10 protein-coding genes are annotated in these 11884 nt (G+C 60.3%); 3 read left to right on the forward strand and 7 right to left on the reverse strand.

The features are described from left to right. Window positions 1-42: 42 nt before the first annotated feature. The 4 genes from GE543_RS15760 to GE543_RS15775 all read right to left on the reverse strand — a co-directional run bounded on the left by GE543_RS15760 (window position 43) and on the right by GE543_RS15775 (window position 4328). Window positions 43-948: an SdiA-regulated domain-containing protein gene (locus GE543_RS15760; protein ID WP_065088156.1), complete on the reverse strand. Its 906-nt coding sequence runs from the start codon at window positions 946-948 to the stop codon at window positions 43-45. A 126-nt stretch (window positions 949-1074) separates the two neighbouring features. Continuing rightward, window positions 1075-2019, reverse strand: a complete 945-nt coding sequence (locus GE543_RS15765) for an SdiA-regulated domain-containing protein (protein ID WP_153221833.1) — start codon at window positions 2017-2019, stop codon at window positions 1075-1077. A gap of 182 nt (window positions 2020-2201) precedes the next feature. After that, window positions 2202-2867: a fumarylacetoacetate hydrolase family protein gene (locus GE543_RS15770; protein WP_002555752.1), complete on the reverse strand. Its 666-nt coding sequence runs from the start codon at window positions 2865-2867 to the stop codon at window positions 2202-2204. A 66-nt stretch (window positions 2868-2933) separates the two neighbouring features. After that, on the reverse strand, window positions 2934-4328 hold the full coding sequence (locus tag GE543_RS15775; protein ID WP_003420187.1) for an FAD-binding oxidoreductase: 1395 nt from the start codon (window positions 4326-4328) through the stop codon (window positions 2934-2936). A 160-nt stretch (window positions 4329-4488) separates the two neighbouring features. Here GE543_RS15775 and serA point away from each other — a divergent pair, with 160 nt between their 5' ends. After that, on the forward strand, window positions 4489-5718 hold the full coding sequence (serA, locus tag GE543_RS15780) for a phosphoglycerate dehydrogenase (protein WP_002555754.1): 1230 nt from the start codon (window positions 4489-4491) through the stop codon (window positions 5716-5718). Window positions 5719-5840: 122 nt separating this feature from the next. Here serA and GE543_RS15790 read toward each other — a convergent pair whose 3' ends face one another. Both GE543_RS15790 and GE543_RS15795 read right to left on the reverse strand, forming a co-directional pair. Then, entirely contained in the window at window positions 5841-6278 is a 438-nt protein-coding gene (locus tag GE543_RS15790; protein WP_153221834.1) for a DUF4399 domain-containing protein, read from the reverse strand. A gap of 138 nt (window positions 6279-6416) precedes the next feature. After that, window positions 6417-7052 carry a 2OG-Fe(II) oxygenase gene (locus tag GE543_RS15795; protein ID WP_003316482.1) on the reverse strand — a complete coding sequence of 212 codons (636 nt, stop codon included), beginning with the start codon at window positions 7050-7052 and terminating at the stop codon, window positions 6417-6419. 141 nt (window positions 7053-7193) lie between these two features. On the opposite strand from GE543_RS15795, the gene GE543_RS15800 reads away from it, so the two are divergent. After that, complete coding sequence (locus GE543_RS15800; protein ID WP_044312444.1) at window positions 7194-7946, forward strand: DUF2059 domain-containing protein; 753 nt, start codon at window positions 7194-7196, stop codon at window positions 7944-7946. A 15-nt stretch (window positions 7947-7961) separates the two neighbouring features. On the opposite strand, the gene GE543_RS15805 is transcribed toward GE543_RS15800, so the two are convergent. Continuing rightward, window positions 7962-8903, reverse strand: a complete 942-nt coding sequence (locus GE543_RS15805) for an alpha/beta hydrolase (protein ID WP_003420194.1) — start codon at window positions 8901-8903, stop codon at window positions 7962-7964. A 270-nt stretch (window positions 8904-9173) separates the two neighbouring features. Between GE543_RS15805 and GE543_RS15810 the strand changes: the two genes are divergently transcribed. After that, window positions 9174-11561 (forward strand): penicillin acylase family protein, encoded by a 2388-nt coding sequence (locus GE543_RS15810; protein ID WP_153221835.1) that lies wholly within the window; start codon window positions 9174-9176, stop codon window positions 11559-11561. The last annotated feature ends 323 nt before the right edge of the window (window positions 11562-11884 follow it).

Consider the following 11884-nt stretch of genomic DNA (forward strand, 5'->3'; position numbering starts at 1 on the left):
AACCGGTCATGCCCACGCAAGGTGGGCATGACCCTCACAGGCTCAAGGCTTGCGGAACACGTAAAACAGGTTCGGCTCGCTCACCAGATACAACGTCCCCTTCGCATCCATGGCCATCCCTTCCGCCTGCGGCACACCCTTGCTCAGCCCCATCGCCCCTTTTGCCAGCGAGCCGCTGCCAATCGGATGACCGCTGGTGTCGAGTTCAAGAATGCGCTTCGACTCATCGGACAACGCCAGCAGGTGGCCGCTGGTCTCATCGAATTGCAGGCTGGAGAGGTCACGAACCGACAGTCGGCCATCGCGCTTGCTGTTGGAGATGACCTGCAGATTGCCGGGAGCCTCGGTGTTGGTCTTGGGAAAGCCGCGCACCTCGATGATCTGCACCGGATCACGCTCCCGGGCGACAAACAGGCGCTTGCCCACCGAATCATAGGCCAGCCCTTCATAACCCTTGTTGCCGCTGGCGGTGATGCCCAGCGTCAATTGTTCTGCCTGGGCGGCGTCCAGACTTTTGGTGTTGTCATCGACGTGAATCTGAATCAGCCGGAGCCGACGCTCATCGCTGATCACGTAGGTGCCTGGGCTGATGTATTCGACGGCCTCGGCATCACCGAAGCCCACCAGCGGAATGCGCCGCAGGACACGACCGTCCAGACTCAGCTCGACCAGTTCGGGGTTCTGGTTGGTCACCGTAAACAGGCTCTTGCGGTCCGGGTCGTAGCTCAGGCCCGAGACATCATCCTGCAGCCCGTCGATCACCTGTGCTTCGGTGACGACGCGGTACTGATCCAGACCAATGGACTGAAGCGAGTCGGACTGCCAGAACACCTGCCAGTCGAACAAGGCGCTTTCAACATAGCGGTATCGCTGATTGGCGATCACGAACACGACGATCAGGGGTACAAGGGCCAGAAGCAGGACTAAAGAGCGAGTAGAGCGACGCATGAAGGGTGACTCGGACAGATTGAGCGGACGGGATTGATACCATGCCATCCTGAATGCAAGCTTAATGGCATGGTGCTATATGTTTGCCGAATGTGTATCGGCGACCTGTGTAGCTGCCGTCCTGGCTCAGTGCTTGCGAAGCGCCCTGTGAAACGAATAGAACAGGTTCGGTTCGCTGACCATGTACAGCGTACCGGCCTCATCGAGGGCCACGCCTTCAGCGCGCGGAATTGTATCCTTCAAACCGTTCATGCCGCCCAACAATGTCATGAAGCTCACCTGCTCGCCTTGATCGTCGACTTCCAGCAACATGTGCGAATCGGCAGACAGCGCGAGCATGTGGCCCGTGCGCGGGTCGATGCTCAGCGAGGACAGATTGCGCATGTCCAGCGAGCGACTGGATAGCGGCTGCTTGTCGCCTGTCAGCACGTCGCTGCCATTACTTTTCCAGGTGTACAGCGCGGGAGGTCGCTCCTCGCCCAGTATCAGCTGCTGACGCTGCGGGTCCCAGGCGATGCCTTCGAAGCCCTTGTTCTGGTTGGCGGACTTGCCGAGTTCATACTGGGGGAAATCCGCGATGTTCAGGGTGGTGGTGTCGGCGTTCACTTTAACGATGGTCAGCTTGTGCTGGCGCTCGTCAGTGATCGCAATCAGGCCATCGTTCATGACGGCAACGCCTTCGGGATTGCTCCAGCCCACCAGCGGGATCTTGCGCAGTACATCGCCCGTGAGCGTCAGCTCCACCAGAAACGCATTTTTGCCCATGACCGCAAACAGCGTTTTGGTCACCGGGTTATAGGACAGGTCCGACGCCTCGTCCTTCTCCATGCCTGGCAGCACCTTGGCGTCGATGTCCACATGGTAGTCCGGCAGCCAGATGCTGGCGTGGCGACCTGCCTTGCTCTCGAACCGCTCCTGAAACCAGAGCAGCGCGCGGTCATCCCAATGCATGATGAACGCCAGCCCATAGCCCAGCAAGGCAACCACTAACAACCACGAATACCAGCGCATGTTGCGCAGATAAGCGAAGCGTTTTTTAGTACGAGGCGGCTTTGCGGCAGTACTGGCCATTCATGTGTTCCTGAGCAAATGAGACTTCATGACGACGGGGGGCCCTTGCAGGGACGGCCGGATTATCCAGAACAGGTGTGAAAAAAACGCAAAATCGGCTGAACTATCAGTCACTCCACAAACAAAAGCCACCCGGGAGTGATCCCGCGTGGCTTTGGGTGCAGCATTGAAATGCTGTCGGGTTACCTGACGACGCTCTCGAACGGCGTCTGCCCGACCAGTTCCAGCGCGATCTGGTCGCCGGCTTCAAACGGCCCGACACCGGCAGGCGTGCCGGTCATGATCAGGTCGCCGGCCTGCAGCGAGAAGTTGGCTGCCATGTGCTGGATCATCGGCACGATCGGGTTGAGCATCATGTTGCTGTTGCCGTCCTGAACCACCTTGCCATTGAGGGTCAGGCGGATACCGATGTCCTCCAGATCAGGGAAGGTCTCGGCGGGCACGAACGGCGGGATCACCGCAGCGCCGTCAAAACACTTGGCCAGCTCCCACGGCAGGCCTTTCTCACGCAGACGCGACTGGACGTCACGCAGCGTCAGGTCCAGACCAGGCGCAAAGCCGCTGATCGCGTCGAGTACTTCTTCGCGCGAAGGGTTCTTGCTCAGGGGCTTGCCGATCAACACCACGATCTCGGCTTCGTAATGCACCGAACCGCGGTCTGCCGGAATGGTAAAGCCACCCTCCAGCGCAACCACCGCGCTGCCGGGCTTCATGAACAGCAGCGGTTCGGTAGGCACCGCGTTGCCCAGTTCCTTGGCATGTTCGGCGTAGTTACGCCCGATGCAGACCACTTTACCCAGCGGGAAGTGAATGTTGGTGCCATCGACATATTTGTGCTGGTAGCTCATGACGTCTCCTGAGGCTGTAAGAGGTAGCCTGCTTATTGTTGCGACGGATCAAATGGTTGCGACGGATCAAACGGCGAAGATTTTGCCGGGATTCATGATCCCGTTAGGATCGAACACCGCTTTCAACGCCTTCATGTATTCGATTTCGACCGGCGAGCGACTGTACGTCAAATAGTCACGCTTGGTCATCCCGACGCCGTGCTCGGCAGAAATCGAGCCGTTGTACTTTTCGACGGTCTCGAACACCCACTTGTTGACCCGGGCGCATTTGACGAAGAACTCGTCCTTGTCGAGGCTTTCGGGCTTGAGGATGTTCAGGTGCAGGTTGCCGTCGCCAATGTGGCCGTACCAGAGCACTTCGAAGTCCGGGTAATGCTCGGCAACGATGGCATCGATTTCAGCCAGAAACTCCGGCACTTTCGAGACAGTGACCGAGATATCGTTTTTGTACGGCGTGAAGTGCGAGATGGTTTCGGAGATGTACTCGCGCAGCTTCCACAGGTTGCGTAATTGCTGTTCGCTCTGGCTCATCACGCCGTCCAGCACCCAACCCTGCTCGACGCAGTGCTCGAAGGTCGCCAGCGCCTGATCGGCGAGGTCTTCGGTGGTCGCTTCGAACTCCAGTAACACGTAGAACGGGCACGGCGTGTCGAAAGGCGACGGCACATCACCGCGCGCCATGACGCGGGCGAAGGATTTGTCCGAGAAGAATTCGAAGGCGGTCAGGTCGAGCTTGCCGTGAAAGGCATGCAGCACCGGCATGATCGAGTTGAAGTCCGAGGTGCCCAGCACCATCGCAGTGAGGTTCTTCGGCGCACGGTCGAGGCGCATGGTCGCTTCGACGACAAAGCCCAGCGTACCTTCGGCACCGATGAACAACTGGCGCAAATCGTAGCCGGTGGCGTTCTTGATCAGGTCCTTATTCAGCTCAAGCAGGTCGCCCTTGCCGGTGACCACCTTGAGGCCGGCGACCCAATTGCGCGTCATGCCGTAGCGAATAACCTTGATACCGCCTGCGTTGGTGCCGATATTGCCGCCAATCTGACTGGAGCCAGAAGAAGCGAAGTCGACCGGGTAATAAAGGCCGTTTTCTTCCGCAAGCGCCTGCAATTGCCGGGTGATCACGCCAGGCTGACAGACCGCCGTGCGGTCGGTGAGGTTCAGATCCAGCACCCTGTTCATGTAATCGAACGAGACGACCACTTCACCGTTGGCGGCCACCGCAGCCGCCGAAAGCCCGGTTCGTCCACCCGAGGGCACCAGCGCGACGAGCCGCTCATTGGCCCAGCGTACGATGGCCTGCACCTGTTCGGTGGTCTTGGGGAATACGATGGCCAGTGGCGCAGGGGTGAACTGCTTGGTCCAGTCCTTGCCGTAAGTCTCCAGAGAGCCGGCATCAGTGAGTACCTTGCCAGGGTCAACCAGGGTCTGCAGCTCATCAATCAAAACGCGATCGGTCATTGAATCAACTCTCGAACGATTCATGGGCATCCTGAGAACGGTTCACGTTCGGGATGAGGTTTCGCGGGGCTCATATGCTAGCATACGCCCCCCGCGAGTCGTGCCCAGAGCCGATCCGGCCACCCCCTGCCAATTTTCTTCGGGACACAGGTTTACGCAGATGAGCAAGACTTCCCTCGACAAGAGCAAGATCAAGTTCCTTCTTCTCGAAGGCGTCCACCAATCCGCTGTCGACGTCCTCAAGGCCGCCGGTTACACCAGCATCGAGTACCACACCAAGTCTCTGCCGGAAGCCGAACTGAAAGAAAAGATCGCCGACGCCCATTTTATCGGTATCCGCTCCCGTACTCAGCTGACCGAAGAGCTGTTCGATTGCGCCAAGAAACTGGTTGCGGTCGGCTGCTTCTGCATCGGCACCAACCAGGTTGACCTGAACGCGGCGCGCGAGCGCGGTATCGCAGTGTTCAATGCGCCCTACTCCAATACCCGTTCGGTCGCCGAACTGGTGCTGGCCGAAGCCATCCTGCTGCTGCGCGGTATCCCCGAGAAGAACGCTTCCTGCCACCGTGGCGGCTGGATCAAGAGCGCTGCCAACTCCTTCGAGATCCGTGGCAAGAAGCTGGGCATCATCGGTTACGGTTCGATCGGTACGCAGCTGTCGGTGCTGGCTGAAGGTCTGGGCATGCAGGTGTACTTCTACGACACACTGACCAAGCTGCCGCTGGGCAACGCCACTCAGGTGTCGAGCCTGAACGAGCTGCTGGGCATGTCCGATATCGTCACCCTGCACGTTCCGGAAACCTCGGAAACCCAGTGGATGATCGGCGAAAAAGAAATCCGCGCGATGAAAAAGGGCAGCATCCTGATCAACGCTGCGCGTGGCACGGTGGTCGAGCTGGACGCACTGGCTGACGCCATCAAGGACAAGCACCTGATCGGCGCCGCCATCGACGTGTTCCCGGTCGAGCCGCGCTCGAACGACGACATCTTCGAAAGCCCGCTGCGCGGTCTGGACAACGTGATCCTGACGCCGCACATCGGTGGCTCCACAGCCGAAGCGCAGGCCAACATCGGTCTGGAAGTGGCGGAAAAACTGGTCAAGTACAGCGACAACGGTACGTCGGTGTCCTCGGTCAACTTCCCGGAAGTGGCGCTGCCTGCGCACCCTGGCAAGCACCGCCTGCTGCACATCCACGAAAACATCCCGGGCGTGCTCAGCGAGATCAACAAGGTCTTCGCCGAAAACGGTATCAACATCTCCGGTCAGTTCCTGCAGACCAACGAGAAAGTCGGCTACGTGGTCATCGACGTCGACGCCGAATACTCCGACCTCGCCCAGGCCAAGCTGCAACAGATCAAAGGCACCATCCGCAGCCGCGTGTTGTTCTGATCAGAGCGCCGTGCCCACCCCGTGTGGGCACGAGCGATGTTCTTGCTGGCACCTATCGTTCCTCACGCTCCAGCGTGGGAATGCCGTTCGTGACGCTCTGCGTCACACCAGCACTGACAGCCCTACTTCACATTGATGGTGATCTTCTTCGACTCGACCGAAGGGTTCAGCGGCATGTGGCCTTTGTCACCCATCAGCAATTGCAGGGTGTGCTGGCCCGGCGGCAGGTTGATTTCGGTTTCGGTCTGGCCCTTGCCGAAGTGGCGGATGTTGTCGCTGACCGGCAGTGGTGTATTCATCGACGGCTGGTCCTTCACGTCGATCAGCAGGTGATGGTGACCGGTCTCGGGCACATCGACACCCGCGGGCGCGACGCCCATACCCTTGAGGCCGAATTGCACCTTGAACGGTGAGGTGACCGTTTCACCGTCCTTGGGCGAGATGATGTAAACCTCGGCGCCTTCAGGGGCTGCGGTGCGTGGTATATCGGCGGCGCTGGCCAGCATGGATGCGCTGAGCAACAGGCCGGCGACCATCGTTCCAGAAAATAAGGATTTCATGATTGCTCCGGCTGCAGTTGACGTAAGTCGACCCTCACACGACGAATCCGTCGGTTCAGGAGTGCTCACGATAGACCGCAGTCAGGCCCAATGGCTCATCGCATTGATGAAACTGTTTTCATGAACGCAGCCTGCAGGTCACTGGAACAGCTCGTTGCCCCGGCGTCTGAACCATCCCGTCAGTGACAGGCGATCACGACTGGCGGGCATGACTTCGTGGGGAATTTCGCCGGACAGAAAGACCACCAGGCAGCCGCCCGTAGGCTGAACGTCGTAAGCCACCTCGTCCTTGAGGTACATGCGCAACTGGCCGCCGTGCTCGGGCAGCCAGGCGTTGTTGAGGTAGAGCACCGCCGACACCATGCGCCTGTCGTCATCGCGGAATCGATCCACATGCCTGAGGTAGCGGGCACCCGGCGGATACAGTGCGAAATGGCTTTCGTAATCTTCCAGCCCGAGGAAAAGGCCACGATTGAGCGCCTGACGCAAACTGTCCATCAGCTCAAGATAGCGGTCGCAGCACTGCACCTGCCCCGGCTCGAGCCACTGAATGCGGTCGCCACGAATCCCCTCGCGTATTTCCAGCGCGGTTCCCTTGCCAATCGCGGCAGGCTCGAGCTCGCCTTCGGCCGCACGTTTGCGGCACTCTTGCTCAAGTTCCAGAGTCAGAGCTTCGGGCAGGAAAATATTCTGCTGCGACCAGCCGTTGGCGGCCAGATCGTCGACGATTCGTAACAGCAGTGGGTGGTCAGAGGGTATGCGCATGGCGTGCATAGTATCCATAAGCCCTGAAATCGGACAGAGGCTTATACATGCGGTATCAAACGCATGAGATTTCATTCACCGAGGGCACTCATAACTCGACAAATCCACGCTAACACCGGGAGAATAGCGGCCTGCCGACAGGAGTCCCCAATGCGTCGTTTGTTTGTTTTGCTGTTGATGTTCTGCACCTCACCTGCCTGGGCAGACAGCTACGATCAGTTGTACAAGTCTGCAGGCTGGCCGGAACAGCGGGCGCATTTCAACGATGCCCTCAAGGCTGCCCAACAGCGTTACAGCAACAACCTGCCGCCTGCGGTTTATCAAGCGCTGGTCAACAACAGCAATCAGCGTTTCGCCCCCCAGGCCATGGACCAGCGCGCGTCGAAGCGCCTGCGTGAAAGCCTCAAGGACCCTGCCCCGTCGCTGCAGTTTTTCCAGTCGCCGCTGGGCCGCAAGATCGTCAATGCCGAGCTGACCGCCACCCGCGCCGATCAGCTGGCCAAACATGCCCAGGGGCTGCCGCATATCGAAGCGGATGCAACGCGTCAGTTGTTGATCGGCCATCTGGCCCAGGCGTTGCCTGCCAGAGAAGCCGGCGCGGAAGTCAGCCTTGCCATCGCAGGCGTTGCTGCAGACAGCCTGAGCCAGATGATTCCCGGCCTGTTCGGTGGAGGCCAGGCGCAGGGCATGCTCGAAGGCCAGCGCGAGCGTCTGATGGCGCAGATGAGTGCTGATCTGAACAACACGCTGCTGTACGTCTATCGCGACCTGTCGGACCCTGAGCTCGAAGAATTCTCGACCTTCGCCGAGTCGCCGGAAGGCAAAGCCTATTACCAGGCCGCTCTTGCCGCGATTCGTGCCGGTCTGGCGGTCGGACAGAGTGCGTCGAGCCTCAATCCCTGATCGTCACCAGAACGCCTAGCGCAAGCGCCCTTTCAGAAAATCAAAATACCGAGCCCGCAGCTCTGGCGTTTCGTTGGCCAGATGATGCCGGGCATGCCCGAGCATCAGAATCTGCGGCTGGCTGAACTTGTCTTTCAGGATCGCCAGATTGTGCGACCAGTCGACCGTCATGTCCGCCTCGCCCTGGATGATCAGCGGGCTGCGCAGGCTGCGCGGCGCGCTTTCAACACGCACGATCCATTGCGCCAGCGCGCCGACCCAGGCCGTGGGCAGTCGCAGCGGCTGTAACGGATCGGCCATCAGAAAAGGCAGGAACGCGGGCGCATTGGAGTTTTCGGTGAAACGGCGGGCAATGCCGTTCACAAACGGTCTGAGCAGGTGATAACTCAGACGCGACCAGCCCCAAGCGCGCGGCCGGACCAGCGGCGCCAGCAGGATCACCTCCCCCTGCGCCGGCGAGTCTGCCCCCTGATGAAGCAGGTGATCCGTCACGATGGCACCACCCATGCTCTGTCCGCACAGGTGCCAGGGGTGCGGCAGCCCAAGGCCTTCAGCTTCGAGCAGCAGGCGTTGCAACACCAGTTGGTATTCGGCGAAGTCATTGATACAGGCACGACTGCCGCTCGACAGCCCATGCCCCGGCAGGTCGCAGGCGATCACGGCAAAGCCCTGCTCCAGAGCCCACTCGATCACATGCCGGTACAGTCCCATGTGGTCATAGAAGCCGTGAAACAGAAACAGCGTGGCGACCGGGCTGTCAGGCAGCCAGACCTGCCCGACCACCTCGTAGCCCGCCACATCGAGGCGCCCCAGCCAGCTGCGTATGACGTTCTCGCCACACAGTCCGGCAAGACCGTAGAAGCGCTGATAGGCCAGTCCTTCCATGGAAAGCGGATCAATAACGCTCAGCGGCAGCAGGCTGGCACGCAGGTTATCGGGGTCGAACGTGGCGGACATGTGGTTTCCAGATTTCAACAAATGGCTCGTAAAGTTGTGTAACGATATTCTTCTGTCTGCCACGGCATGGCAAGCTAAGCCGCTGTAATCGCAGACATCTGTCATTGAACGTGCACATTACTGTCTGCACACTGGGCCATGCTCGCGGGCTCACCCGCCCGAATTCGCCCTGAAGCCGCTTCAAACAGGCTCTTGTGTCGGGTTTCATCGAGTCAACTGCGTCACAACGATAGTCTCCATTCCTGCCTACGCCATTTACAGAGAAACCGGATGAAACGCAGCCTCTTCATTCTAGCCATCATCATCGCCCTGCTTGCAGGTGGCGCGGGCTGGTACGTAAATAGCAAGTTGCCGGTACGCGACGGCGAGATCGCCATGAGCCGTCTTCAGGCCCCCGTCACCCTGCGCTACGACGAGCGTGGCGTGCCGCACATCGGCGCCGAGAACGAAGCCGACCTTTACCGTGCGCTGGGCTATGCCCATGCTCAGGACCGGCTGTTCCAGATGGAAATGCTGCGTCGCCTGGCACGCGGCGAGCTGGCCGAGGTACTCGGGCCGAATCTGGTCGAGACCGACAAACTGTTTCGCACCCTGCGCATTCGCGAACACGCGGACGCGTATGTCGCACGCCAGGACAAGAACAACCCGACCTGGAAAGCGCTGGAAGCCTACATCGATGGCATCAACCAGTATCAGGACACCCACGCAAGGCCGATGGAGTTCGACGCACTGGGCATCCCCAGACGACGCTTCACCACAGAGGACACGGTCAGCATCGCCGGCTATCTGGCTTACAGTTTTGCCGCGGCGTTCAGAACCGAGCCGCTGCTGACCTACGTGCGCGATCAGCTTGGGCCGGAGTACTTGAAAGTCTTCGATCTGGACTGGCACCCGGACGGCATGCTCGACTCGAAACCGGCACTGGCCGACGCCGACTGGAAGGGCCTGAATCAGCTGGCGCAGTTGAGTCACAAGGCACTTGAAGACGCTGGTCTGCCGCAATTCGAAGGCAGCAACGCCTGGGTAATTTCCGGCAGCCGTACGCAAAGCGGCAAGCCGATCCTGGCGGGTGACCCGCACATTCGCTTCTCGGTACCTTCGATATGGTACGAAGCGCAGCTGTCTGCGCCGGGCTTCGAGCTGTACGGGCACTTTCCTGCACTCAACCCGTTCGCGTTGCTGGGCCACAACATGGATTTCGGCTGGAGCCTGACCATGTTCCAGAACGATGACGTGGACCTTATTGCCGAGAAGACCAACCCGGATAACCCGAATCAGGTCTGGTACCACGGGCAATGGACGGACATGAAACGCACCGAGCAGCAGATCGCCGTCAAGGGCCAGGCCCCGGTCACACTGACGCTGCTCGAATCGCCGCACGGACCGATCGTCAACAATGTGATGGGCAAGAACGCCGGCCAGGCGCCAATCGCGATGTGGTGGTCGTTTCTGGCGTCCGCCAACCCGGTGCTGGACGGCTTCTACGAGGCCAACCGCGCCGATACACTGGACAAGATGCGTAGCGCGGCCGAGAAGATTCAGTCGCCGGGCCTCAACATCGTCTGGGCTAACGCCAAGGGCGATATTGGTTGGTGGGCCGCGGCGCAACTGCCGATCCGTCCGCAGGGCGTCAACCCGGGTTTCATTCTGGATGGCAGCACGGCGCAGGCCGATAAGCTCGGCTTTTACCCGTTCAGCGCCAACCCGCACGAAGAAAACCCGGCGCGTGGTTACATCGTGTCAGCCAACTTCCAGCCGCAGTCGCCGACCGGCATGCAGATTCCCGGTTATTACAACCCGGCCGAACGCGGCCAGGCGCTGAACCGGCAACTGAGTGACTCCAGCATCAAGTGGGACCTGGCCGCCAGCAAGGCACTGCAACTGGGCACGCAGACCGACTATGCACCAAGCATTCTCAGGCCATTGATTCCGGTACTGCGCAGTGCTGTCAGCGACCCGGACGAAAGGGCACTCGTGGAGCGACTGGCCAGCTGGAAAGGCGATTACCCCGTGGATTCGGTGGGTGCCACGCTGTTCAATCAGTTCCTGTTCGACCTGACCGAAGAGACCTTTCACGACGAATTGGGCGACGCGATGTTTGAAACCCTGCTGTCGACCCGCGTGCTGGACGCCGCCCTGCCGCGCCTGGCCGCCGATGCCGATTCGCCGTGGTGGAACAATCGCAATTCACCCCACGAGGAAAGCCGCGCCAACACCGTCAAGGTGGCCTGGCGCGCCAGTGTTTCGCACTTGCGATCGCTGTACGGCACCAACCCGGACGAATGGGTGTGGGGCAAGGCGCATACCCTGACTCAAGGCCATCCGCTGGGTTCGCAAAAGCCGCTGGACATGATTTTCAACGTCGGCCCGTATGCAGCGCCGGGCACGCATGAAGTGCCGAACAACCTGTCGTCGAGCATCCGCCCCGCCCCGTGGCCAGTCGGCTACGGCCCCTCGACCCGCCGCCTGATCGACTTCGCCGACCCGGCACACAGCCTGGGGATAAACCCGGTAGGACAAAGCGGCGTGCCGTTCGACAAGCACTATTCGGATCAGACCAAGGCCTTCGTGAACGGCGAATACTTGCCGCAGCGCTTCAGCGAGAAGGACGTGGCGGAGCATACGGAAGGCGTTTTGCGGCTGGTGCCGGGGGCGTAGCGATATTCTCTGCGCCGGGCCCGGAAATGGGGCTTCTGCCCGGAGGGCGTGGGAGCGAGCTTGCTCGCGAACTGTCGGGAACCGACAGTGAAACCGTCAAGTGCGGTACATCTGGCACGACCGAGGTCGCTGGTTTTGCTGCCGGTCCCCGGCAGTTCGCGAGCAAGCTCGCTCCCACGCCCTGCGGGCAGAATCAAGAGCGGGCTTGTGTATCGCGCATGATCAGGCTGCTTCCAGGCGTTTTGCGGCTGGTGCCGGGGGCTTAGCGACATTCTCTGCGCCGGGCGCGGAAATGGGGCTTCTGCCCGGAGGGCGTGGGAGCG

The sequence above is a fragment of the Pseudomonas sp. SZ57 genome (assembly GCF_009495975.1).
Classification (GTDB): Bacteria; Pseudomonadota; Gammaproteobacteria; order Pseudomonadales; family Pseudomonadaceae; genus Aquipseudomonas; species Aquipseudomonas syringae.